Annotated in this window: 20 protein-coding genes; 6 read left to right on the top strand and 14 right to left on the bottom strand. The window is 49.9% G+C overall.

Annotated elements, in window-relative coordinates; translation table 11 throughout:
- Positions 1-18 precede the first annotated feature (18 nt).
- The gene (locus AC6R1O_RS01245) at positions 19-1554 is read left to right on the top strand and encodes a GGDEF domain-containing protein (protein WP_500656363.1); all 1536 of its coding nucleotides are present in this window, start codon (positions 19-21) and stop codon (positions 1552-1554) included.
- A gap of 52 nt (positions 1555-1606) precedes the next feature.
- On the opposite strand, the gene AC6R1O_RS01240 is transcribed toward AC6R1O_RS01245, so the two are convergent.
- Positions 1607-2455: a phosphate ABC transporter substrate-binding protein gene (locus tag AC6R1O_RS01240; protein ID WP_500637448.1), complete on the bottom strand. Its 849-nt coding sequence runs from the start codon at positions 2453-2455 to the stop codon at positions 1607-1609.
- A 163-nt stretch (positions 2456-2618) separates the two neighbouring features.
- On the opposite strand from AC6R1O_RS01240, the gene AC6R1O_RS01235 reads away from it, so the two are divergent.
- Positions 2619-2975 carry a DUF3024 domain-containing protein gene (locus AC6R1O_RS01235; RefSeq protein WP_487901639.1) on the top strand — a complete coding sequence of 119 codons (357 nt, stop codon included), beginning with the start codon at positions 2619-2621 and terminating at the stop codon, positions 2973-2975.
- Between the two features lie 47 nt (positions 2976-3022).
- On the opposite strand, the gene rnb is transcribed toward AC6R1O_RS01235, so the two are convergent.
- Complete coding sequence (rnb, locus tag AC6R1O_RS01230) at positions 3023-5029, bottom strand: exoribonuclease II (protein WP_500656362.1); 2007 nt, start codon at positions 5027-5029, stop codon at positions 3023-3025.
- A 352-nt stretch (positions 5030-5381) separates the two neighbouring features.
- On the opposite strand from rnb, the gene AC6R1O_RS01225 reads away from it, so the two are divergent.
- Positions 5382-7304, top strand: coding sequence for a DEAD/DEAH box helicase (locus AC6R1O_RS01225; protein WP_487901641.1), 1923 nt, complete (start codon positions 5382-5384; stop codon positions 7302-7304).
- 88 nt (positions 7305-7392) lie between these two features.
- Here the strand turns inward: AC6R1O_RS01225 and AC6R1O_RS01220 are convergent, their stop codons facing one another.
- From AC6R1O_RS01220 to AC6R1O_RS01165, 12 genes are all read right to left on the bottom strand, one after another.
- Positions 7393-8376 carry a chemotaxis protein gene (locus tag AC6R1O_RS01220; protein ID WP_500625541.1) on the bottom strand — a complete coding sequence of 328 codons (984 nt, stop codon included), beginning with the start codon at positions 8374-8376 and terminating at the stop codon, positions 7393-7395.
- 236 nt (positions 8377-8612) lie between these two features.
- A complete protein-coding gene (locus AC6R1O_RS01215; RefSeq protein ID WP_334551515.1) occupies positions 8613-9623 on the bottom strand; it encodes a substrate-binding domain-containing protein in 1011 nt (336 codons plus the stop codon).
- Positions 9624-9683: 60 nt separating this feature from the next.
- Complete coding sequence (rbsK, locus tag AC6R1O_RS01210) at positions 9684-10607, bottom strand: ribokinase (protein WP_500630828.1); 924 nt, start codon at positions 10605-10607, stop codon at positions 9684-9686.
- Between the two features lie 191 nt (positions 10608-10798).
- Positions 10799-11677, bottom strand: a complete 879-nt coding sequence (gene rbsB / locus AC6R1O_RS01205) for a ribose ABC transporter substrate-binding protein RbsB (protein ID WP_500630829.1) — start codon at positions 11675-11677, stop codon at positions 10799-10801.
- Positions 11678-11741: 64 nt separating this feature from the next.
- Positions 11742-12725 carry a ribose ABC transporter permease gene (rbsC, locus tag AC6R1O_RS01200; RefSeq protein WP_487901646.1) on the bottom strand — a complete coding sequence of 328 codons (984 nt, stop codon included), beginning with the start codon at positions 12723-12725 and terminating at the stop codon, positions 11742-11744.
- On the bottom strand, positions 12722-14227 hold the full coding sequence (gene rbsA, locus AC6R1O_RS01195; protein ID WP_500637445.1) for a ribose ABC transporter ATP-binding protein RbsA: 1506 nt from the start codon (positions 14225-14227) through the stop codon (positions 12722-12724). The genes rbsC and rbsA overlap by 4 nt, the downstream gene beginning before the upstream one ends.
- A gap of 60 nt (positions 14228-14287) precedes the next feature.
- Positions 14288-14707: a D-ribose pyranase gene (rbsD, locus tag AC6R1O_RS01190; RefSeq protein WP_500630832.1), complete on the bottom strand. Its 420-nt coding sequence runs from the start codon at positions 14705-14707 to the stop codon at positions 14288-14290.
- A 427-nt stretch (positions 14708-15134) separates the two neighbouring features.
- Positions 15135-15803, bottom strand: a complete 669-nt coding sequence (locus AC6R1O_RS01185) for a LuxR C-terminal-related transcriptional regulator (RefSeq protein WP_500625536.1) — start codon at positions 15801-15803, stop codon at positions 15135-15137.
- 163 nt (positions 15804-15966) lie between these two features.
- Positions 15967-16971: a S1 family peptidase gene (locus AC6R1O_RS01180; protein ID WP_500656361.1), complete on the bottom strand. Its 1005-nt coding sequence runs from the start codon at positions 16969-16971 to the stop codon at positions 15967-15969.
- Positions 16972-17042: 71 nt separating this feature from the next.
- A complete protein-coding gene (locus AC6R1O_RS01175) occupies positions 17043-18044 on the bottom strand; it encodes a S1 family peptidase (RefSeq protein ID WP_500656360.1) in 1002 nt (333 codons plus the stop codon).
- 103 nt (positions 18045-18147) lie between these two features.
- Complete coding sequence (gene gcvT, locus AC6R1O_RS01170; RefSeq protein ID WP_500656359.1) at positions 18148-19266, bottom strand: glycine cleavage system aminomethyltransferase GcvT; 1119 nt, start codon at positions 19264-19266, stop codon at positions 18148-18150.
- A gap of 258 nt (positions 19267-19524) precedes the next feature.
- Positions 19525-20148, bottom strand: a complete 624-nt coding sequence (locus tag AC6R1O_RS01165) for a helix-turn-helix domain-containing protein (protein ID WP_334551502.1) — start codon at positions 20146-20148, stop codon at positions 19525-19527.
- A gap of 321 nt (positions 20149-20469) precedes the next feature.
- On the opposite strand from AC6R1O_RS01165, the gene AC6R1O_RS01160 reads away from it, so the two are divergent.
- The 3 genes from AC6R1O_RS01160 to gcvP all read left to right on the top strand — a co-directional run.
- The gene (locus AC6R1O_RS01160) at positions 20470-21765 is read left to right on the top strand and encodes a serine hydroxymethyltransferase (RefSeq protein ID WP_500656358.1); all 1296 of its coding nucleotides are present in this window, start codon (positions 20470-20472) and stop codon (positions 21763-21765) included.
- A gap of 34 nt (positions 21766-21799) precedes the next feature.
- Positions 21800-22180, top strand: coding sequence for a glycine cleavage system protein GcvH (gene gcvH, locus AC6R1O_RS01155; protein WP_334551500.1), 381 nt, complete (start codon positions 21800-21802; stop codon positions 22178-22180).
- Between the two features lie 85 nt (positions 22181-22265).
- The coding region (gene gcvP / locus AC6R1O_RS01150) for an aminomethyl-transferring glycine dehydrogenase (protein ID WP_500656357.1) at positions 22266-24796 on the top strand (2531 nt) is incomplete at its 3' end.

Genomic DNA, 24796 nt, shown 5'->3' with positions numbered 1-24796 from the left:
GCTAGTGAGAAGAATAAAATGGAAAATCAAGTTTCCGACATCCGTCGGACTCTGTTGTGTATCATCGCGATTGCAATGGGGCTCAACCTATTGTTGGTCGCGTATGTCACCACGCAGTACGGCGCACTCAAACGTGTTGAAACTCTGGTGGTCGAGCAGACGCCTCAGCATTTCGATATGGCCCGTAAGCTCACCGAGATAGAAAGCAGCATGGGTTACCTAGGTTTCATCCACCACTTTAAAAACTACGTCCTCAGACGCGATGACAGCTACTATCACGCGGCTATAGCCAGTTACGAGCAATCACATCAATTGCTCAGTGAACTAGCGCAGATGCAAACTACCAATGACTTCTCAACCGAAATTCAGATCCTCTCCAACACTTTAAATGAATACAAAGCCAACCTTGAACTCGCCCGCTCACTGCCCTACACCCTAACCAGTGCGGAAGTGGATGAGATCGTCTCGGTGAATGATATCGCAGCGGCGACCGCACTAAAATCAATGCAAGACTCACTGGAACCTCACTTAGCCAAAACTGCTGTCGAGGCAGAGAAGGATGTCTATCAATCCATTCGCTACACGTTAGCCTTCAACATGCTGATGATCCCCATCATATTGGGCGCAAGCTTGTATATCTTTAAGACTTCTCGACGCTCGTATCGTTTGGCTCATGAACTCAATGCGATCTTTGATGTGTCGCCTGATGGAATGCTCTACATTGAAGACAACGGCCAAATCCTCTACGCCAACAAGAAGGCTTGCCAGCTGTTTCAATACAGTTTTGAAGAGCTCACCCAGCGTAAAGTCGAAGATTTAGTTTCGCCCGAGCTAAGAGAGAAACACCAGCAATACCGTATAGACTTTATGAACAAAGCCAAACATCGCCGCATGGAGCAGCACCGATCAAACATTCAGGGGATGTCCAAGACGGGCAAGCAGTTGGATTTGGCAGTGGCGATTGCCTCTGGCAGTGACATTAACCAGAACCGAGCCGTGTGTATCGTCCGAGACTTGCAACCAACGCTCGACCTCAAGCAGCGCGCCGAAAAAGATCACCTCACTCAACTCTACAACCGCAGTGTGATGGACGATATGTTGCGCAAAGAGCTACAAAGAAGTCACCGCACTGGCGACCCTCTCTCCGTGTTTCTGATTGATTTGGATAATTTCAAAGCGGTCAACGACCACAAGGGGCATGGGGTGGGCGATCAAGTCCTCAGACAAACCGCGCAATTTCTTCTCAATCATACTCGCGCCTATGACCATGTAGGCCGCTGGGGTGGCGATGAGTTTATTGTCCTTTGCCCGAACTTAACGCCGGCAGACGGTAAGCACTACGCTGAGAGACTACGTGACGCGTTTAACCAGCTTGAGTTCAGTCAGCACCATGACATTACGCTGAGTATCGGTATTGTCACGTCCGATGAGCAGACCCATTACAACTCGAAAAACCTGTTTACCGCAGCGGACAACGCGCTCTACCGTTCCAAAAACGAGGGCAAAAATCGCGTCTACCACATAGAAGATGCCGCGGGTTGGCTGGCAAAATGACAAACGAAAGGCGCCTAGTGGCGCCTTTCATCTTATATACCCTAGCTGCGTTTTACTCGCTATCGCGCGGCTCTATCGGTTCTTGAGACTTATCCACTGCCACATAGCCGTACTCTTCAATGCGTTTTTTCGCCGCGCTGCTGGTGAGATAGTCGACAAAGGCTTGGCTCTCGTCATCAATCGATTCCGTCTTGTACAAAATGATGAAAGGACGAGCCAGCTCATATTGGCCACTGGCAATGTTGTCGTTGTTGGATTCAGTGCCTTCAAACTGAATCGCTTTGACCGAGTTGTCAATCGATCCCGTCGAAATAAAACCAATCGCCTGTTTATTGTGGTTAACGATGGTTTTCACCATGCTATTGCTGTTCACCACCAAGTTGTTCGGGCTGATATCAGACACCAAACGGCCTTTGATCACTTTGGTAAGGCCCAGCAGACTTTCAAAACTGTAACGCGAACCTGACGAATCTTCTCGGGTCACCACTGCAATGCGTTGATTCGGGCCACCGACATCTTTCCAGTTGGTGATCTTGCCTTTGTAGATATCAAACAACTGATCGCGCGTGACGTTTTTCACTGGGTTCGCTTGGTTGACTACGACCGCTAAGCCGTCATAGGCGATGGTTAATACAGACAACGACGCGTCGAGCTCACTTTCCGTCAAATAGCGCGAACTCATCCCCAAATCGGCCACGCCTTTTTTCACTAGCGTGATCCCAGCGGTCGAACCGACACCTTGCACCGCGATGTAAGTCTCGGGGTGGGCTTTGTTGTAATCCTCTGCCAAAACATCCATGACACGCGCGACAGAAGTCGAGCCAGAAATATTGACCTCAGCAGACCACGCAGAAAAGGCCACGACTGTTGACATCAAAGTGGTCAACGCAATGCGAAACATAACTTTCTCCAAACAATTAGGCAGATAACAGCCGCTATCATATTTCGATAAGATGACAATTTTGTGAAAATCGATTCAGGCGCACTGTATTCGTAATGGGTCTATGCTTAAGTACTTACTACACAGAGTGCGCATGCATGAGACTTCACGTCATGGAGTGAGAATGGGACTAGTCAGTTTGCTACAAAAACAAGCCCAAAGGCGCGCGGAAATGATCTGTAAGCATCGCAATCAAAGCTTACCCGCTGAATTTGGCAAAGCCAGCTATGAAATGGCTGGGCAAGGTGTGGTGTTCATCAAACAATTTTTTTTACTCGATTCCAACCACTGCGAATATATGTCACCGGTAGCGAAAGTGGATTGGAATGACGACCTCGGCGCTTGGCAGCTCTTTATGCTGTCACCGGAAGACTCTGACCAAGAGAGTTGGACTCCCTACCCCTATCTTCCCCCTAGCCTCGACCTCACCGCCATCATGCGAGAAGTCGATAAAGATCCCAAAGCCGTATTTTGGGACTAAAAAGGGAGCCGAGGCTCCCTTAACAACACGTATCTTGCTCTTTGGGTTTACGACGCCGGGCTCTCTTGCGTTTCAGGCGCAGCGACCACATCCGCAAAGACTTGAGTCGGTTTGGCAACCAGGCTTCGCGTCTCCTGATTCACCTCATTGAGCACCACTTCAAGCACATCGCCCAATCGATAAATCACCTCGTTGTCGATGCTCACTGTGCCTTGTTCGCCATCGCACGCGAGGCGCTCTTTGTTGGCGAGAATCAATGAGCCTGGAATAAACGCTGCTGCGCCATTTTCTAGTAGTCTCACGCGTAGCCCAGCGCGAGAAACATCGAAGATCTCTGCATGGAAAGGCGTCGCTTTTTCCACCTCTGACGCCAGTGTGCGCGCATACAACCAATCACCCACATTACGCTCAGCAATTTTATGATGCTTACGGTGCAGCGCAAGCTCTTCACCCACGGTTTCGTCTGCCATTTGTACCGGCGCTTTCCCTAAGATGTGAGCCTTAAGCATACGATGGTTAATCATGTCGCCGTACTTACGAATCGGTGAGGTCCACGTGGCGTATAAGTTTAAGCCCATCGCATAGTGCGGCAGAGGTTGATTGCCGATTTCGCTGTAAGCTTGGTATTTACGAATGCGGTTATCTAGGTAAGAGGTCTCTTGCGCCGCCAACCAGCGACGCAACTCAGCAAAACCTTCTAAGGTCGCAATAGACTCTTCCGTAAAGGGTAGCTCACCTTCTGGGTTAACCAAGTTTACCACGTCCGCGATCTTCTCTGGCTTGAAGCCGGCGTGGGTGTTGAATACACCTGAATCAAAGCTCGCTTGCAGCGTTCGACCCGCACAAATATTGGCGGTGATCATCGCTTCTTCTACCAAACGGTTCGCGCAGCGGCGCATATCCGCATGAATGGCAACCACATCGTTGTCTTCACTCAATTCGAAGCGATAGTCAGGACGGTCGGGGAACACAACCGCGTGCGTCTCACGCCATTGCGCACGTGCCAATGAGAACTGGTAGAGATCTTGAACCACTTGCGCAATGGTCTCATCCGGTTGCCAATTGTCGCAGTGGCCGGTCTCTAACCAATCAGATAGCTGGTCATACACCAAACGCGCATGAGACTGAATGTGCGCGGTAAAGAACTGAATGTCATCATCGATCACGCCATCTTTACTTACCGTCACACGACAGCACAGCGCCGGGCGCTGCTCACCTTCAATCAAAGAGCAGAGATCATCGGCAAGATCACGCGGCAACATTGGGATGTTGCGCCCAGGCAAGTAAATGGTAAAACCACGCTCACGCGCGACTTTATCCATGTCACTATCTGGAGTGATGTACGCGGTAGGATCGGCAATCGCGATCGTCAGTTCAAAATCGCCCGATTCCATTTTCTTCGCGTACAACGCATCGTCCATATCTTTGGTCGACGCGCCATCAATCGTCACAAACGGAACGTCAGTCATATCGACACGCTCAAGGTCAGCGTCGTCTTTGAGTTCCCAGTGGTCGATACCTGCTGGCTCACTGTTGGGCAAGTCATTTTGCGCTAACGTCACCCACCACGGCGCAATTTTGTCGTCTGCATCAGTGATTTTTTGTGAGATTTCAACAAAAAAGCCATTGTCACCCTTGAGCGGATGACGGATTAAGTGAGCAACAACCCAGTCGCCCTCTTTCAAATCATCGCTTTTAATGCCTTTACGCGTTTTCGCTTTCAGAGACAACTTTTTCAACTGAGGATGATCCGGCGCAACGTTCAGTTTGCCTTTGAACCATTTCACACGGCCGATGAAGCGCGTTAAGCCCTGCTCCAATAGCTCTTCCGGTTCAGCGACTTCGCGCTCTTTTTCAGTACGAATGATGGCTTTGACTTTATCCCCATGCATACATTTTTTCATGTACGGTGGTGGAATAAAGAAGCTGGTCTTGCTGTCGACTTCGAGAAAGCCGAACCCTTTCTCGGTGGCTTTAATCGTGCCTTCTTTTTTCGGAAGGGTTTCTTGGATTTGCTGCTTTAGCTGAGCGAGTAGCGGATTGTCTTGGAACATGGATACATTTCTAAGCAAAAAAATTGCGCACACTATAACATTGCCGCATCGACCAAACCACCTCACGCCGATGACAAGCGAGCAAAAGCCGCGCAAAGCGCTGAAAAAGGCAGCGAAGATGACGCTTTCATGAACACCCAGTTCAGTTTTGAGAACTTTTTGTGATGAAACTCAAGTTTTTCTGGCTTTTGTTATGTTTTTCAGGAATAATTCGCACCCTTGTTTACGTCCCTAGTGGCTTGATGCGATTTACGACTCATCCGCATCTGAACGGAATCAGCTCTTTCTGGATTGATATTGGAATTGGTAGAGCTCATGGGACCTTTAGTTGAATTAATATAGTAGGATCCCAATGACAGATTCTGTAATCAAGTTTAGTGACTTGTCACTGAACGACGCCATCCTATCCGCTCTAGACGGAATGGGCTTTGTATCTCCAACTCCTATCCAAGCAGCAGCAATCCCTCACCTGATGGAAGGCTCTGACGCACTAGGTAAAGCACAAACCGGTACCGGTAAAACAGCGGCTTTCTCTCTACCTTTGTTGAACAAACTTGACCTTGCTCAGCGCAAGCCTCAAGCGATCGTTCTTGCTCCTACCCGTGAACTGGCTATCCAGGTTGCAGCGGAAGTGAAAAACCTCGGTAAAAACATCCAAGGTCTAAAGGTATTGGAAATCTACGGTGGTACGTCCATCGTTGACCAAATGCGAGCGCTTAAAAATGGCGCGCACATCATCGTCGGTACTCCAGGTCGTGTTCAAGATCTGATTAACCGCGACCGTCTTCACCTCGATGAAGTACACACCTTTGTCCTTGATGAAGCAGATGAAATGCTCAACATGGGCTTTGTTGACGATGTAACAGCGATCATGGAGCACGCGCCTTCATCTGCACAGCGCGTTCTTTTCTCTGCGACTATGCCTCCAATGTTGAAAAACATCGTTGAGCGTTTCCTTCGTGAGCCTGTGATGATCGACGTCGCGGGTAAGAACCACACCGTTGATAAAGTAGAGCAGCAATTCTGGGTCGTGAAAGGCGTAGAAAAAGACGAAGCGATGTCTCGCATGCTTGAAACAGAAGAGACAGATGCCTCTATCGTGTTCGTTCGTACTCGTCAAGATACTGAGCGTTTGGCTGACTGGTTGTCTGCACGTGGCTTTAAAGCGGCGGCACTGCACGGTGACATCCCTCAATCATTACGTGAGCGCACCGTAGATCACATCAAACAAGGTGTGATTGATATTCTGGTTGCGACAGACGTTGTCGCTCGTGGTCTTGATGTACCACGTATCACACACGTATTTAACTACGACATCCCATTCGATGTTGAGTCCTACATCCACCGTATCGGCCGTACTGGTCGTGCTGGACGTAAAGGTAAAGCGATCCTGCTTGTGCGCACTAACCAAATGCGCATGCTACGCACCATCGAGCGCGTGACTAAATCTTCTATGGAAGAGATTCAACTGCCACTGCGTGACCAAGTTGCCCAAGCGCGCCTTGTAAAACTTGGTGAAGAACTTGCTGGTGAGAAAGAGCACAAGTCTCTAGACAAATTTGCGGAACTGGTTGAACAGCTTCAAACCACGTTAGAGATTGACGCAAGCACGCTAGCGGCTATCTTACTGAAACGTCAGCAAGGTAAACGCCCGCTATTCTACATTGGTGAAGATCCAATGGTTGAAGCAATTGAGCGTGACAAGCAACGTCGTAAAGAGCGCCGTGAAGGTGGCCGTGATGGTCGTCGCGAAGGTGGTCGTGAGCGCAACTTTAACACCCAAGATTGGGATACTTACCAATTGCAAGTGGGTCGCGAGCAAGGCGTACAAGTGAAAGACATCGTTGGCGCATTGGCGAACGAGTTGGGTCTAACTAAAGGCTCTATCGGTGCGATCAAGCTGGCTCAAGGCGAAACGTACGTTCAATTGCCAAAAGCGATGTCTTCTGACACGGCAAGCAAACTTCGCAAGCTGCGTATTCGTCAGAAGCAAGTGGATGCCGTGGTCTGTGATTTTGACGACTTCCGCGAGCCTCGTGGACGTCGTGACGGTGGTCGCCGTGAAGGCGGACGTCGCGAAGGTGGCTTTGGTGGTCACCGTGGTCGTGATGGCAACCGCGAAGGTGGTTACCGTGGCAACCGTGAAGGTGGTCGTGGTCATCGCGAAGGCGGCCGTGATGGCGAACGTCGCTTCGACCGTAACCGTGGTGGTGATCACCGTGGTAACTACCGTGGCGAACGCGGCCATGGTAAAGCACGCCACTCTGAAGCTTAATCTTCATTGGTTAAATAAGAAAAAGGTACGCATTGCGTACCTTTTTTTGTGTCTTTTGTTGTTAGGATTGAACCGTTTGACCTGGCAATCAGGCCGTTCGACCAAAAATGTATTTATCCATCATGGCCACCATTTTGCCAATTTCTGGTTTCGTAATGGTGTCATTCGCGCCAAGTGCCAGTGCTTTTGCTCGGTTGTCCTCACTCATCAAAGAAGAGAACATCACGATGGGGATCGATTGATACGCTTCGCTCTCTCGAAGGCGTTTAACTAAGTGCATGCCATCCATACGAGGCATCTCTACATCCGTCACCACACCATCGATCAACTCGTTGACCGGTAAGTTTTCCTCTTTCGCCACTTCAATCAAATTCATCAGCTTGTCGTGTGCTTCACCACCATCTTTACAAGCAATGATGTTGTAGCCAGATGAACTCAAGGTATCTTGGATTAGAGAGCGGATAAAAGCAGAGTCATCGACCACCATGATGGTTTTGCCATTACGTTTGGTTATCATCCGTTGGTTCATATCGACGCTCTTATCTTCTTTCACGTCGTATTTATCCATAGACAATTCTGGGTTAATGTCGGCAATGATTTTTTCAAAGTCGAGGATCATGATGAGGTTGCCATCTTTACGGACCACCGCAACAACGCAGTCTTGTTCGCCCGCTTCTAAAAACTGGCTTGGTGACTCAACGTCATTCCACGAAATACGGTGAATGCGACTGATACTGTCAATCAAAAACCCATTGGTCATATTGTTGAAGTCAGTGACAATAACAAACTTTCGAGCGAGATCTGGGTTGGTCGGGACACCGAGCCAGCCAGCCAAATCCACCAGCGGGGTCAAAATATCACGTGATGAAAATACGCCCACCATATGCGGCTGTGCGTTGGGGTAATCGGTGGTTTCCGGCACCTGAATCACTTCGCGTACTTTGGCGACGTTGATACCGTAATAACACGTTTTGGTTTTACCATTTGGGAGCTGTTTTTCTAAATGAAATTCAATGATTTCCAGCTCATTGGTACCGCTCTCAGTGAGTATCGTGCTGCTAGATACGCTCATAATGACTTATTGCCTGCTCTCAACTTGATGATATACGCCTTTTTAACCGCTATTCACGCTTTTGTAAATTGCCACCCCGTAGGTTCGACGTAGGAATAACCAAATTTGCGTCGATTCCGTGACGAATAGCGAGGTCTGTGCGTTGTGGTACTTTTAGTGTAGACAGGATTGTCAGCATGATCACTGAAAAATCATCACGCTAATCAATCCGAATCTGCCTGAGTAAAAAGTCGGCACTATGAGAGCGACAACTTTTTCACTGTGTGACGCTCGACCAAGGTCGGCTCTAGTTGCACGACTTGGCTCTCCTCGACGCTGTTTTCAAGACGCTGCAATAGTGCCTCGACCGCCGCTTTGCCGAGTCGATACTTAGGTTGGTGGATAGTGGTTAAAGCGGGTGTCATAAAACGAGCGATATGAATATCGTCATACCCGATGATAGAGAGCTGATCCGGAATTTTGATCCCTAACTCAGCCGCAGCGTTGATCACGCCAAGTGCCATCATGTCATTGCAGACAAAAATCGCACTGGGCAGCGGCCCTTTCTCGACCATCTTATGCAGTGCGTTGTAACCGCCTTCACACTCAAAGTCGCCTTCGATGATCCAGTTCGCTTTGAACTCATTGCCCGCTTCGTTCATCGCGCGTTTATACCCTTCATAGCGCATCTGCGCTTGGTGTTTTGCCAGTGGCCCGGTGATACACCCAACCTGAGTATGACCACAATCAATCAAATATTTCGCCGCTAAATAGCCGCCGCGTAGAGAGTTGTCTTGAATCTTGTCGCTGGTAAACAGCATCGGGCCCCAATCCATGACGACAACGGGGATGTCTGGGTATTTGTCAAAGATATCGATGCGCTCGCCTTCAAGCGACGAGCACATCAAAATCAGCCCATCGACACGCTTTTGCAGCAGAGTATTGATCGATTGACGCATCCGCTCATGATCGCCTTCGGTGTTGCACAAGATCAGGTTATAGCCTTGATGATAACAGCTGCGCTCTACGCCCTTGACCACCTCACCAAAAAATGGGTTCGTCGAGGTCGTCACCAGCATACCGATGGTGTTCGTACGATTGACTTTAAGACTGCGCGCAAGCGCCGATGGCGTGTAATTGAGCTGAGAAGCGGCTTGATTAACGCGCTCGGAGATCGCTTCACTCACAAAACGCGATTGGTTGATCACATGGCTAACCGTAGAGGTTGAGACCCCTGCCAGTTTGGCAATATCTTTCATGGTCGCCATATCATCGTCTCCTTACTACAGCGATATTATGGCTGCCGACCCGGCAGCCATCTAGACAAGCTAGACTCGCTCAGCAAGAAACGCTTCCACTTCTTGACGACTAGGAATAGACGTTTGCGCGCCGAACCGGGTCACGGAGAGCGCCGCCGCTGCATGAGCGAACCTAATCGAAGATTCTAGAGGCAAATCCTCTAATAAGCCAGTGACCAAGGCCCCATTAAAGGTATCCCCTGCGGCTGTGGTATCCACAGCCTCAACACGAAAACCTTGGATAAGTTCCCCCCGTCCATTTTGACTGAGCCATACGCCCTTAGCGCCCAGAGTAATGAGCACGATCTCAATACCTTTCTGGTGCAAGGCATTCGCGGCTTGCTGCGCTGAAGCATCATCGGTCACCGTGATCCCGGTCAGCACTTGCGCTTCGGTCTCATTTGGGGTGATGACATCCACACACGCCAGCAACTCATCGCTGAGCACCTGCGCAGGGGCCGGGTTTAAAATGACATTGGTGCGCGCTTCTTTGGCAATGCGGGCGGCTTTCTCAATGCCGCACATCGGGGTTTCCAATTGCATTAATAGATAGTGAGCTTGACGAATCGCTTGGCAATCTTCGTTGTCTATCGCCTCTGCAATCAGCTTCGCGTTCGCCTCCGCTGAGATGCAAATGCTGTTTTCACCGCTGTCAGCCACTTGGATCATCGCAATCCCAGTCGGACAGTTAGGTTGCATTTTCACGCCAGAGATGGCGATTTTATCTAACTTAAAGCTCTCACGGATGTTAATGCCAAACGCATCATCGCCGACACATGCGATAAATCCGACATCCGCATTGAGCCGAGCGGCCGCTACCGCTTGGTTGGCGCCCTTGCCACCAGGAATGACTTGATAATGTCGACCGTGCAGCGTCTCACCTGGACGCGGGAAAGAAGGCACCTGAAGAACATGGTCAGCGTTAACACTACCCAATACCACTAACTTATTCATAGAAAATTCCTCGGCTCGAGTGAACCTTGTTTCGAGTTACGCTAAATACCTTTTCACTCACAAGGATGACTCTCGCTCGGTTTTATCAAAACTAAGCCTTGTAAGTGCAAAGGTATTCGCCCTCCTACTCCCCTTCAGGCAAAGGAAGTAGGAAGGCTCGCACGATCACCATGCGTTATTTCATGACGTGATTACTTAGTCACAACTTTCAACGGTACTGGGATGTATGCTTCAACGCTTTCCCCTTTCAGCACTTTCGCTGCGGTCTCGATGCCCAATGCACCAATCAGATCCGGCTGCTGAGCAATGGTCGCCTCCAGTTTCCCACGGTTAACCGCGGCAATGCCGTCGTCTGTGCCGTCAAAACCAACGATCACAACCTCTTTACCCGATGCTTCGACCGCGCGCAGTGCACCCAGTGCCATCTCATCGTTTTGGGCGAAGACGGCTTGTACATCTGGGTTCGCTGCCAACAAGTTTTCCATTACGTTCAAACCTTTAGTACGGTCAAAATCCGCTGGCTGACTGGCCAACAGTTCCATTTCGCTGCCTTTCACCGCGTTCATGAAACCTTCACCACGCTCACGCGCTGCCGAGGTACCCGCGATACCTTCAAGCTGAATCACTTTGGCTTTCATGCCCACTTTTTCAACGATGTAGTTACCTGCAAGCTCGCCCCCTACAACGTTATCTGACGCAATGTGGCTGACAACCTCACCACGGCTTGCACCGCGGTCAAGCGTCAGCACAGGGATATTGCTGCGGTTTGCCATACGAATCGCGTTCGATACCGCATCAGAATCGGTTGGGTTGATTAAGATCGCTTTGACGCCACGTACCGTAAGGTCTTCCACGTTGGAGAGCTCTTTACTTGGGTCATTTTGCGAGTCCAGAACGATCAGCTCGTAACCCAACTCTTTCGCCTTCGCTTCCGCGCCATCTTTCATGGTGACAAAAAATGGGTTATTCAACGTTGAGAGGACAATCGCCATCGTGTCTTGCGCATGAGCGGCAACAGACACAGTGGATGACAGCAGAGCAGCAGAGATAAGAGTTGCTAGTTTTTTCATTGTTTTAGTCCTTTATGTAGGGGGAGACTCGAAGTGTGACCACGACGAGTCAGAGTTAACCTAATTACTTGTTTTTGTTATCGACCAGTACCGCAAGTAGAATCACTACGGCCTTGGCGATCATTTGGTAGTAAGAGGAGACATCGAGCAAGTTCAGCGCATTGTTCAAGAAACCAATGATCAGTGCGCCAATCAAGGTGCCCATGATTCGCCCTTTACCACCCATTAAGCTGGTACCACCTAATACCACCGCTGCGATGGCATCCAGCTCATAGCCCATACCTGCCGTCGGTTGCGCTGACGACAAGCGAGAAGTGATGATGATCCCTGCCAGTGCCGCCAACAAACCACAGATGGCGTACACTCCGATTTTCACTCGGTCGACGTTAATGCCCGATAAGCGAGTGGCCGACTCATTACCGCCCAGCGCGTAGACGTAACGACCAAAACGAGTGTGATTGAGTAGATACCATGCCGCTGCAAATACCACGACCATCAACCAGACCGGAACAGGGATCCCTAAGGCGTAGCCCGTACCAAACCAAGCGAACGCATCGGCGGTATCGGTAAAGCCGGTTGAAATAGGACGACCATCGGTGTACACCATAGTGACACCACGCAGAAGGGTCATGGTGACCAAGGTTGCGATAAACGCCTGCACCTTACCTTTGGCAATGATGATCCCGCTGATCGCGCCCAGCGCCGCCCCCGCCAGCAGTGCGGTTGGCACGGCGATCAGTACCGGAACTTCCAGTGCAATCATGCTCGCGGCAAAAGCACCACATAAGGCCAGCACAGAGCCGACGCTCAAATCGATGCCCGCGGTTAAAATCACCAGCGTCATCCCCACCGCAATGATTGCATTGACCGAGGTTTGGCGAAGAATATTTAAAATGTTATCAAGGGTGAAAAAGTTCGGGTTTAAGAACGACACCACGACAATCAAAAACAGCAGGGCAATCAAAGATTTCTGTTCGATTAACCACTCTTTGCTCAGCAGCTTTTTGCTGTGGCTTGGGTTCGCTTTAGTTAGGGTTTTGCTGCTCATGCTGCATCCTCAATACGCTTTTTACCGACGGCACACGCCAGTAGTGTTTCCTGGTCTGCCTCTTTGGCATCAAATTCGCCGCTAATTCGGCCCTCGTGCATCACTAAAATGCGATCACTCATTCCGAGCACTTCTGGCATTTCCGACGACACTAAGATGATGCTCATCCCATCGGCTTTAAATTTATTAATCAGTTGGTAGATCTCTTTCTTGGCGCCGACATCCACGCCGCGTGTGGGCTCATCGAGAATCAGCACTTTAGGCTTGGTCATCAAGCCTTTCGCAATCGCTACTTTTTGCTGATTGCCCCCCGATAAGTTGCCAATAATCTGCTCTCGACTTGGCGTCTTGATGTTAAACAGACGAATAAAATCATCGACGGCAATCACTTCATCGCTATGTTGAATACGCCCGCCCTTGGTGAGCTTATCCAGTGAACAGAGCGACATGTTCTCTTTGACAGAAAGCCCAAGCACCAGTCCATCGCCTTTACGATCTTCAGAGATATAGGCAATACCATTTGCCAGCGCATCTTGTGGGTTTTCTGGATTGACCGTTTTGCCATTGAGATTGATCACGCCCCGCTCACTTGGCAGCGCACCGTAGATCACTTTCATCAGCTCAGTACGTCCAGCGCCCATCAGGCCAGAAACGCCCAAGATCTCACCTTGGTTTAAGGTAAAGCTGACATCTGAAACACCCGAACCGGTCAGGCCAATCACTTCCAAACAGACCTTGCCATGCGAAACCGCGATGCGTGGGTACTGCTCGTCCAATTTGCGTCCGACCATCATCTCAATCAGGCCATCTTCATCGGTATCAGACACCGGACATTCACCAATGAACTTACCATCACGCAGCACGGTAATGTCATCACAAATCTGGAAAATTTCCTTGAGGCGATGGGAGATATAGACAATGCCGCAACCCTGATCGCGCAGTTCATTGATCACCGCAAACAGCGATTCCGTTTCGGTATCGGTCAAGGCATCGGTCGGCTCATCCATAATGATAACTTTGGACTCGAATGAGAGTGCCTTGGCAATTTCCACCATTTGCTGCTCACCCAAACTCAACTCACCCAACAACTGCTTCGAGCTGTGTTTCACGTTCAAGCGGCGCAACAATTTATCCGCTTCCGCGTACATGGTGTCCCACTGAATGCGCCCCAACGCAGAGGTAAATTCGCGGCCTAAGAAGATGTTTTCCGCAATCGTCAACTCAGGGATCAGGTTCAGCTCTTGGTGAATAATGCTGATACCTGCTTGTTGTGAGTCCCTTGGTCCTTTAAAAGCCGCGGGTTGGCCCTGATAGTGGATGGTTCCGCTATCTTTGGTGTAGATGCCGGTCAGGACTTTCATCAAGGTTGATTTGCCTGCTCCGTTCTCCCCCATCAGCGCCATCACTCGGCCTGGGTACACATTGAGACTGGCGCTATCTAGGGCTTTGACCCCAGGAAACGCTTTGTCGATGTCACTCAGTTGTAAGATAGCTTGAGACATAATTGTTCCTGTCTTTGTGCAGCGTCACCGCGTCACACGATGTCGCCAACGTCATGATGGTTAAAACACGACGCCCGATTGGAAGATAACATTGGCATACGGTGTACATTCGCCCGTACGCACAATCGCACGACTGCGCTCGCTACGCTGTTTAAACGCTTCATGAGAGAGGGTGTGCACTTCGATTGTCTTACCTGACGTGCGACGCTCCTCATCGATCAACGCCATCAATGCTCGATGATGCTCAGGGCTGACTTCGGCAAACTCTTGCGCCACGATCACTCCTTCAATCTGCGCTTCACTTAGCCAGACACGCACCGTATCTAAAAAGCTGGGCACGCCATAAGTCAGCGCCAAATCGATGCGCTGCACCGACTCTGGAATAGGCAAACCGGCATCACACACGGTGATTTCATCGGTATGGCCGAGTGTCGCCGCTAGGTGGGACAACTCCGCATTCAGTAGGGAACTTTTTTTCATGTAGGGAACCTTTTTTCATGTAGGGAACCTTTTTCTCGTTCATCGTTTCGCTGGCCGTGGGCTTCTCTTACCGGAAACAGCGCGATCACATCGCGTTAATACCCCTGTCGCTGATTGAAGCGCTGTTTAAAACACCTTGCTTTAATCAACCTTGTAAACACCATCGAAACGTTTCGATGAAATAATAGAACGCTCAGTGATGAATGCGATACCTCTTCGTTGAGAGTGTGAGAATGATCGATAGAAACGAGCAACACGCCGACAAAAAAGTGATCGCATTCACTTTCAAGACGGTCGGACCAGACACGTTTTATCGATGCGATGAATAGATAAGTATAAAAAGTGACCGAGAATAAAAGAGAAAAGGCACGACCCATCGTTGACTCACATCAATGACTGGCCGCGCCCTAATGAGAGGGGAATGCGTTTAAACGCGTTCCTCAAGTGCAATGTTGTTGTTTGCCCAAAGTAGCGCTTGCAAACGGTTTTTTGCGTTGATTTTCTTGAAGATATTGTGCAAGTGGGTCTTCACCGTGTTCTCACTGACGAACAATTCATCGGCGATCTGTAAGTTAGATGCCCCATGCCCAAGTAGCCGCATGATCTCTTTTTCTCGCTTGGTCAAACTGGCGTAGGATTGCGACGTGGTCACGGTGTTAGCACAGCGAAAGTGTTCGATGTAATCCTGGGCCAGTTTACGAGACAGCCACATCTCATCTTGCATGATCTTTTCCATGCCTTTGAGAAGCAGCGATAAATCGTCATCGTTATAAAATACGCCCACCAAGTTGCGCCACTTGAAGAGTTGCGTAGAAGGCACCTCTTGTGGGCAGTTAATCACGATCTCACGCGACACATGGTCATTGTTCGTTTTTGCTTGGCTGTACAGTTCAAACTTTTCTTCGTCGATGTACTGAAAATCGAAGAGTACAAAATCACCTAACAAGCTGCTATCGAAGTGCCCCGACTGCAAATCTTCCATGGTGACAATGTTCACTTTGAGGTGTAATCCCTGCTCAAGAGAATCTCGAAACAGTTTTGATTGCATACTTACGTCTGATAAAAGCGTAATTTGGTAGTGATGTCCATTTGTCATAGTAATAGTCCTAGCTCAACCCATTCACAATTTAAAACTATCGTTTAGCACAGATTAGTCAACGTGGATGATTGAGACATTCCTCAAGTTTTATACGCAATTACTCCAATATTCAGATATTTATATTGATTATCTCATTTTTAAGAATCGAAACAGATCGATTTTAACCTTGTGATCTTTCTCTCAAGTGCCATTTCAGCGTGCCAGAAAGTAGCAATAAAACCAAAAAGAGTAGACCTGAGCTCCCTCCACCACCGCCACTTGATGGAGAGGACGTCGTTTCAGTGCTGTAGACCAAACGACGCTGGCCATTGCTTGTCACCACATAGGTTTTTGGCGTTTCTTGCCCGTTAATGACCCGCTCGATCCAATCCTGATAATCGTACACATCGGTAAAAACCGAAGTCACACTCACCGATTGATCACCACACTGAGAAGGACCAAAACTGGTGATCCCCACCTGAACAAACTCGACGCCATTGTCCCAATAGACAGGGCCTCCGGAATCGCCACTGCACGTCGAGTTTCGGTAACCGGCTGAGATCTCACCACTGAAACAGAGTTGTTTGCTGGTAATATTACTGCCAAACTCGCTACGGCAAGTGGCGGTGGAGACGTAGTCCAGCGTCGTATCTCGCGCTTGCGTGCCGCCATCAGTACCACCTTCGATCAAGCCATGCCCGACGGCTTTAAAGGTATCGCTATCACTGAAGCTATTGTTGACTGTTGAATTGATAAGATAGGTGTAGTCGCTCGCACTGACCGCCGTTTCGAGCTTGATGATGGCAATGTCATTCGGCCAAAGCGCCGCTTCACTGTTTTGGTAGTTATCGGGGTAATAGAACTCGCTTGCGCGCGCTTGTTCTGCGTTGAGAAAATCATCCTCATCATCAAGCCCCGGCGCGACGACGGTGTAGAGCATTAAATCATCATCACCATAAATGCAGTGCGCCGCCGTTAACACGTAACGACTGTTTATGAGCGTTGCGCCGCAAAATGAGGAAGGCTGATAGACGCTGTCCGTTTTATAAAACAAGCTGGCAAAGGTGGGGTAATCCGTTAAATCGGTCGTCGTGCCATTGACAATATACGGCGAGATTTCTGCGGCACTTACACAGGCGGTGGACACCATCATCGCCCACCCTGCCACTCTCCATCGACCCATCATGCTCATCCCTCACGACACTCTACTCAATAAGTTTAGTTTACGAGTGTCGCTTGTGAGAAGATCGACGCCATTTAAGCGTGACGACGTTGACCAAACAGAACAAGTGCCAATAAGGAGAAGAGGCCAAGGCTACCGCCGCTACCAGAGGAAGAGGTGGTTGTTGTATCTGACACGACATCTGCGCTATCAATCACCGTACCGCTGCTCGTTTGGTATAAAGTCCGTGTACCATTTGACGTGGTCACATAGTACTTGGCGGTCTCACCGCCACTGATCACCGACTGAATCCAACTATCGTAGTCATACACCTCCGTAAATACGGAAGAGTAGTCATAAGCCTTCGCTCCACACGTTTTGAATCCCCAACTGGTGATCCCAATTTGCACGTAGGCGGCACCATTGTACCAAAACACTGGTCCACCAGAGTCCCCTTCGCATGTGGAGTTTTTGTAGTTACCGGACACTTCCCCATCAAAACAGAGCTGTTTGTCGGAAATGCTCGAATCGCAGGTCGAACTTGGTGAGATGATATCGAGAGAGGTAGCTTGGAGGTAGCCACTGCTGGATTGATTCCCCTCAATTAAACCATGACCGATAGCGATAAAATTATCGCTCGATTTCGATTCAACATACGTATCGTTGGCTATGCTGTTGAGCGAAGCACTGTAGTCTGGATTACCACTGATCGTTGATTCAAGTTTTAAGATCGCGATGTCGTCTGGCCAAGGCGCGGAATCAACATAAGTGTCCGGATAATAGTACTCTTTCACTCGGTATTTATTGGACGAGCTCAAATAGTCGGCCGTATCTTGGAGTTGGGGAACCACCCAGTAGTGAAGCATCTCACTCTCGGCACCGTACACACAATGCGCCGCTGTCAGCACGTACTCAGCGTTGATGACCGTCGCGCCGCAGCGATAACCATAGTAGGCGTCATCATCAAAATATAAACTCGCAAATGAGGGATAGCTGCTGACTGAAACATCATCACCATTCACTATATAAGTAGACACATCGGCGGCATAGAGCGGGGTCGCGAGCATGACACCCAATAAGAGAAATACGTTTTTCATTCAATAAATCCTTGAAACAGCAGCCTTGATTCTACCCAATTATTGATACAAAAAAACCTCTCCGCAGAGAGGCTTATGCACAATATCTATCATTTAACCATGATTAACCGCGATAGTATCTCTGAGGGACAAACGGCATTTTTTCAACGGTCATGGGCAGTTTTTTACCACGAACCTCGGCAAACAGAGTAGTGCCGATGCTGGCTAGATCGGCGCGGACATACGCCATAGAGACGGGCTTGCCGGCATTCGGGCCTGCGGTGCCGCTGGTGACGATGCCGATTTTGTTGTCTGATTCATCAAATAACTCAGTGCCTTCACGAACTGGCGCTTTGGTTTGACCCACAAGACCGACGCGCTTGCGCGAGACATCTTTCGATTCAATTTGACCAAGAATAATGTCGGCCCCTGGGAAGCCCCCTTCTCGCTCACCGCCGATGCGACGCACTTTCTGGATGCCCCAAAGCAAACTAGCCTCAACCGGTGTCGTGGTCGGGTCAAGGTCATGGCCGTATAGACATAGACCACACTCTAAGCGCAGAGAATCGCGCGCGCCTAGGCCAATCCACTCCACCTCATCTTCCGCCGTTAAACAGGTCGCCAACTCCTGCGCGTGCGAGTTCGGCACCGAGATTTCAAATCCGTCTTCGCCAGTGTAGCCGCTTCGGCTGATCACGCACTCCACACCCAATAAGTTGAGGCGCTTGACATCCATAAAGACCATATTCGCTACATCAGGGTTCAATCTTGCCAATACGTCCACCGCTTGCGGGCCTTGAATCGCAAGTAAGGCGCGATCTTCAATCACCTCCAGCTCCACACCCGATGGCAAATGTGCTTGCAAGTGATCGATGTCTTGCTGTTTGCATGCTGCGTTCACCACGACAAACAAGTGATCGCCTAAATTGGCCACCATTAAGTCATCCATAATGCCGCCGTTGTCGTTGGTAAAAAACGCGTAGCGCTGATTGCCTACAGGCAAATCAATGATATCGACAGGAACCAAAGACTCAAGGAAGGCCGCTGCCCCTTCACCATGCAATCGCAATTGTCCCATGTGGGACACATCAAAAAGTCCGGCAGCGTCTCGGGTATGAAGATGCTCTTTCTTAACGCCGAGTTTGTATTGCACAGGCATATCATAGCCAGCGAACGGCACCATCTTTGCGCCCGCTTCAACATGCAGAGTATGAAGAGGGGTTTTCAGTAATTCTTGAGTCATTGTTGTCTCCATGTGATCCGGTCCGTTTTCCTTGAGAGGAAACCTTGTTTCCAATAATAAACACGACGATGGCGAGAATGCACCCTAAATAAGAGCGGGAGAAGTGAAAGTGTGACATTTAACATTAAATTCACAACAAGGCATCTCAATAAAAACGCCGCTTTGAGCAAGATTCGATCAAAGCGGCGTTATTCTACGCATAAACAATACAAAAGCAAACGTTTGCTTTCACTATAAGAAATTTACATCTGATTCACGTTATTTGGCTGTCACCCACAAAATATGCGCGTCTTGCTCACTGGTTGAGATCAACATGTGGCCCATATTGGCGTCATAATAGACGCTGTCACCTACCGTCAACTCAATCGGTTCATAAAACTCTGAATAGAACCGAACCGTGCCCGATAAGATCAATAGAAACTCTTCGCCGTCATGACGAACCCAGTCGCTGTACTCTTCAAAACGCCTCGCATGGACGCGGCTTTTGAAAGGCATCATCTTTTTATTGGACAATTGAGTAGCCAGCAATTCGTGTTCATACGTCTGCGTGGGGTGCGGTTTGCCGTGCCCAACTCGGGTGACATCTCTTCGCCCTGTTGCGACTTTTTTTCTAGGCGGCTCAAAGAGTTGCGGCATATCTATCGCCAACCCCGATGCCAATTTTTGCATCGCTTGAAAAGTCGGTGATATTTGCTCGTTCTCAATTTTACTGAGCGTTGAACGCGCGAGCCCAGTGCGTTGACTGGCTTCCTCAAGCGTGATGCCTAACTTGCTACGAATCTCTTTGATGCGCTCGCCTAACTTAAGCGGCTCGATGTTTTGATCACCCGCTTCCTTCGCTAGGGTGATGGACGGGTACTCATCGTAGATATCTTCTGACATGTTTCCCTCAGTCATACTTTCTTCGCTTCCTATATGGATTTCATTGTGCCCCAAGGTCGTGCAACTGGAAAGGTGAGGATAGGAAATATAGTGTGCACTCGTTAACAAAAACCGCAAGCGTGTTTCCAATAGGAAATTTTTGGTTGATTGTTGATGCAACTCCCGCTATGTTACCAACTTGTTAGTTGTCGAGATGCATTTATACCCCAGTGTTTCGCACCAGTTTTGCGACCAAGTTGGGTTTTCCCCTCTCTTTTCGGGGCATGGATTTACACAAAATTTAGTCAGCACGCTGACGACTCAATTGGAAGGTCATCGACTATGAACAACACCTATCACAATCATCGCTTAGAGAATTTTTTCTCAACTCAACTCAGTGCCACCGACGATGCCGTCTTTGCCGGCATCCAAGCAGAGCTGTCTCGACAAAACGAACAGATCGAGTTGATCGCTTCAGAAAACATTGTGTCAAAAGCGGTGATGCAGGCTCAAGGCACCTGCCTAACCAACAAATACGCCGAAGGTTACCCAGGTCGCCGCTACTACGGTGGCTGTGAGCATGTCGATACGGTCGAGGCCATCGCTATCGAACGCGCTAAAAAACTTTTTCACTGTGAATACGCAAACGTTCAACCTCACTCTGGCGCACAAGCAAACGGCGCCGTCATGCTCGCACTGCTGCAACCGGGCGATACCATTTTAGGCATGTCTCTTGATGCAGGCGGCCACCTCACACACGGCGCAAAACCTGCGCTATCGGGTAAATGGTTCAACGCAGTGCAATATGGGGTGGATCGCGACACACTCGAAATCAATTACGACGATGTCCGAGCACTGGCAAAAGCGCATCAACCGAAGCTTATCATCGCCGGTGGCAGCGCCATTCCTCGTACGATTGATTTTGCCCAGTTTCGCGCGATTGCTGACGAAGTCGGTGCTTTGCTGATGGTCGATATGGCGCACATCGCCGGCCTTATCGCTACTGGCGCGCACCCAAGCCCTCTTCCCTATGCTGATGTGGTCACCACAACGACGCACAAAACCCTACGCGGCCCACGTGGTGGCATGATTTTGACCAATGATGAAACCATCATCAAAAAGATTAACTCTGCCGTGTTCCCAGGGCTGCAAGGAGGACCATTGATGCATGTTATTGCAGCGAAAGCGGTGGCGTTTGGTGAAGCACTCGGGCCAGAGTTTAAGACTTATATCAATTCGGTGATCAGCAACGCAAAAGTTCTTGCCGAGGTGTTGCAAACTCGCGGGTGTGACATTGTGACAGGCGGTACGGACACGCATTTGATGCTCGTCGACCTGAGGCCAAAAGGGTTAAAGGGTAACAAAGCAGAAGAAGCGCTTGAGCGTGCCGGGATCACATGTAACAAAAATGGCATCCCATTCGATTCTGAGAAGCCTATGATTACATCGGGCATTCGATTGGGAACGCCTGCGGGAACCAGCCGCGGCTTTGGCGCTGAAGAATTCAAACTTATCGGACAATGGATTGGTGATGTTCTGGACGGGTTAGTCGATAACCCTGAAGGAAATACAGAAGTAGAGCAACGCGTTCGCAAAGAAGTGAAAGCCTTGTGTCATCGCTTCCCACTGTACCAATAATCAATTTTATCTTAGTTATTTTGGAGATTAAGCAATGGACAAAACACTGAAGTTTGCAGATAGCCATGAGTGGGTACGTGACAACGGTGATGGCACTGTAACTATCGGTATTTCTGAGCACGCTCAAGAAATGCTTGGCGACGTGGTCTTCGTCGACCTACCGGAAGTAGAAGACGAGATTGAAGCCGGCGACAGCTTCTCGTTGGTTGAATCGGTTAAGGCCGCTTCTGATATTTACGCGCCGATCACCGGTGAAATCATCGAAATCAACGAAGAGCTCGAAGACAGCCCAGAGCTAATCAACGAAGAACCGTATGAAGGCGGCTGGATCGTCAAAGTGAAGATGTCGGATCCTTCTGAGCTTAATGACCTAAAAGACGCCGAAGAATACCTAAACTCAATCGAAGACGAGTAATAAGCACAACAGCAAAGCTGCCCCCATCTAGGAGGCAGCTTTTTTTCACGGTTCGCTCAGCGAACTTTGGAGCAGGTAAAGGACAATGACTGAATTACTTCAAAGCCTCAGCACACAAAATGAGTTCGTTGCTCGCCACAACGGCCCAAACACACAAGACCAACAAGCCATGTTGGCGGCCATCAATGCCACCAGCTTAGATGCTCTGATTGAGGAAACGGTGCCGCCGCAGATTCGTCTTGAGCAGCCACTGAGCTTGGCCCCAGCCAAGAGCGAAGCGGATATGCTGAGCGCTATGCGTCAGTTCGCCGATCAAAACCAAGTCAAGCGCACTTTCATTGGTCAAGGCTACTACAACACCTTCACGCCCAACGTGATTCTGCGTAACGTGATGGAAAACCCAGGTTGGTACACGGCCTACACGCCCTATCAGCCGGAAATCTCACAAGGACGTTTGGAATCTCTGCTCAACTTCCAACAGATGGTGATGGATTTAACCGCGATGGACATCGCGAACGCCTCCCTTCTGGATGAAGCAACTGCAGCAGCAGAAGCGATGACGCTGTGTAAACGCGCCGGCAAGAGCAAGAGCAACGTCTTTTTTGTTGCCGATGATGTGCACCCTCAAACGATTGAAGTCGTCAAAACGCGTGCAAAATACATCGGCTTTGATGTCACCATAGGGTCACTGGACTCTCTCCCAGAACAAGACGTATTCGGTGCCTTGGTTCAATACCCTGGTACCACAGGCGAAGTGCGCGATTTGAGCGACGTGATCGCCAAAGCGCAAGCCAACAAAACACTGGTTGCGGTTGCGACCGACCTACTCGCGTGCGCACTGCTTAAGCCAGCGGGCGAAATGGGCGCAGATGTGGTGATTGGTTCAGCGCAACGTTTCGGCGTACCTATGGGTTACGGCGGCCCACACGCAGCGTTTATGGCGACGCGTGACAAACACAAGCGCACCATGCCAGGACGCGTGATTGGCGTATCCATTGATGCCAACGGCAACCAAGCCCTGCGTATGGCGATGCAAACCCGTGAGCAGCACATCCGCCGCGAAAAAGCGACATCGAACATCTGTACCGCGCAAGCACTGCTGGCCAATATGGCGTCGTTCTACGCGGTTTACCACGGCGCACAAGGTCTACGTACCATCGCACGCCGCACGCATCACATGACAGCAATTTTAGCCGCTGGCCTGACCAAATCTGGCTTCGAGCTGGCGCACAACAGCTTCTTCGATACCATTACCATCAATTCAGGCAGCCAAACAGAGGCGCTGTATGCTAAAGCACAAGCGGCAGACATCAACCTGCGCCTGATCGCAGATAAAGCGCAACTGGGCGTGAGTTTGGATGAAACCACCACCACTGATGACATCGCCGCGCTATTTGACGTGTTTGGTGTGAAAGAAGAGATCAACGGACTGTCGTCAGAAATCGGTGGCAATGAGTACGCCGCGATTCCTGAAACGCTGCGCCGCACGTCAGCGTACCTAACGCACCCAGTCTTCAACACGCATCACAGTGAAACGCAGATGATGCGTTACCTCAAGCAGCTTGAGAACAAAGACTTCTCACTGACACACGGCATGATCCCGCTCGGCAGCTGTACTATGAAGCTCAACGCCGCAGCCGAGATGATTCCTGTCACCTGGCCTGAGTTCGGCGCTCTTCACCCGTTTGCGCCACTAGAGCAAGCCGCAGGCTACGCGGCATTGGCGAAAGATCTGAAAGAGAAGCTGTGTGAAATCACAGGTTATGATGATTTTTCATTGCAGCCTAACTCTGGCGCGTCGGGTGAGTACGCGGGTCTGATTGCTATTCAGCGTTACCATGAGAGCCGTGGCGAAGGTCACCGTAATGTGTGTCTCATCCCAAGCTCAGCGCACGGCACCAACCCTGCGACGGCCTCAATGGTGTCGATGAAAGTCGTGGTGGTGAAATGTGATGAAGACGGCAACATCGATTTGACCGATCTGGCGGACAAAATTGAAAAGCACGCTGACAACCTCTCTAGCATCATGATCACCTACCCTTCCACACACGGCGTGTACGAAGAGCAAGTGAAGCAGGTGTGTGAAATGGTGCATGCGGCGGGTGGCCAAGTTTATCTAGACGGTGCCAACATGAACGCGCAGGTAGGTTTGACCTCACCGGGCTTGATTGGCTCTGATGTCTCTCACCTCAACCTACACAAAACCTTCTGTATCCCGCATGGTGGCGGTGGCCCGGGTATGGGCCCGATTGGCGTCAGGTCGCATCTCGCTCCTTTCTTGCCAGGTCATATTGAAAACGGTGTTGAAGGTAAAGAGTTTGCCGTCTCTGCCGCGGATCTTGGTAGTGCATCTATCCTGCCTATCTCTTGGGCGTACATCGCGATGATGGGCGAGGCTGGACTCACTGAAGCCACTAAAGTCGCAATCTTGAACGCCAACTACATAATGGAGCGCCTGCGCCCTCACTACCCTGTACTTTATCGCGGTAAGAACGGCCGAGTGGCGCATGAGTGCATCATCGACATCCGACCGCTAAAAGAAGAGATCGGCATCAGTGAAGAAGACATCGCGAAGCGTTTGATGGACTACGGTTTCCACGCGCCTACCATGTCATT

The sequence above is a fragment of the Vibrio sp. R11-SG3-ISO3-SZ genome, assembly GCF_059834345.1.
Note: the sequence above shows the minus strand (reverse complement) of the source record. Positions and strands in the feature narration are given on the sequence as shown.

Excerpts from the sequence above, each read along its gene's own strand:
- AC6R1O_RS01245 (WP_500656363.1), top strand. The coding sequence starts at position 19 with ATGGAAAATCAAGTTTCCGACATCCGTCGGACTCTGTTGTGTATCATC.
- AC6R1O_RS01240 (WP_500637448.1), bottom strand. The coding sequence starts at position 2,455 with ATGTTTCGCATTGCGTTGACCACTTTGATGTCAACAGTCGTGGCCTTT.
- AC6R1O_RS01235 (WP_487901639.1), top strand. The coding sequence starts at position 2,619 with ATGGGACTAGTCAGTTTGCTACAAAAACAAGCCCAAAGGCGCGCGGAA.
- rnb (WP_500656362.1), bottom strand. The coding sequence starts at position 5,029 with ATGTTCCAAGACAATCCGCTACTCGCTCAGCTAAAGCAGCAAATCCAA.
- AC6R1O_RS01225 (WP_487901641.1), top strand. The coding sequence starts at position 5,382 with ATGACAGATTCTGTAATCAAGTTTAGTGACTTGTCACTGAACGACGCC.
- AC6R1O_RS01220 (WP_500625541.1), bottom strand. The coding sequence starts at position 8,376 with ATGAGCGTATCTAGCAGCACGATACTCACTGAGAGCGGTACCAATGAG.
- AC6R1O_RS01215 (WP_334551515.1), bottom strand. The coding sequence starts at position 9,623 with ATGGCGACCATGAAAGATATTGCCAAACTGGCAGGGGTCTCAACCTCT.
- rbsK (WP_500630828.1), bottom strand. The coding sequence starts at position 10,607 with ATGAATAAGTTAGTGGTATTGGGTAGTGTTAACGCTGACCATGTTCTT.
- rbsB (WP_500630829.1), bottom strand. The coding sequence starts at position 11,677 with ATGAAAAAACTAGCAACTCTTATCTCTGCTGCTCTGCTGTCATCCACT.
- rbsC (WP_487901646.1), bottom strand. The coding sequence starts at position 12,725 with ATGAGCAGCAAAACCCTAACTAAAGCGAACCCAAGCCACAGCAAAAAG.
- rbsA (WP_500637445.1), bottom strand. The coding sequence starts at position 14,227 with ATGTCTCAAGCTATCTTACAACTGAGTGACATCGACAAAGCGTTTCCT.
- rbsD (WP_500630832.1), bottom strand. The coding sequence starts at position 14,707 with ATGAAAAAAAGTTCCCTACTGAATGCGGAGTTGTCCCACCTAGCGGCG.
- AC6R1O_RS01185 (WP_500625536.1), bottom strand. The coding sequence starts at position 15,803 with ATGACAAATGGACATCACTACCAAATTACGCTTTTATCAGACGTAAGT.
- AC6R1O_RS01180 (WP_500656361.1), bottom strand. The coding sequence starts at position 16,971 with ATGATGGGTCGATGGAGAGTGGCAGGGTGGGCGATGATGGTGTCCACC.
- AC6R1O_RS01175 (WP_500656360.1), bottom strand. The coding sequence starts at position 18,044 with ATGAAAAACGTATTTCTCTTATTGGGTGTCATGCTCGCGACCCCGCTC.
- gcvT (WP_500656359.1), bottom strand. The coding sequence starts at position 19,266 with ATGACTCAAGAATTACTGAAAACCCCTCTTCATACTCTGCATGTTGAA.
- AC6R1O_RS01165 (WP_334551502.1), bottom strand. The coding sequence starts at position 20,148 with ATGTCAGAAGATATCTACGATGAGTACCCGTCCATCACCCTAGCGAAG.
- AC6R1O_RS01160 (WP_500656358.1), top strand. The coding sequence starts at position 20,470 with ATGAACAACACCTATCACAATCATCGCTTAGAGAATTTTTTCTCAACT.
- gcvH (WP_334551500.1), top strand. The coding sequence starts at position 21,800 with ATGGACAAAACACTGAAGTTTGCAGATAGCCATGAGTGGGTACGTGAC.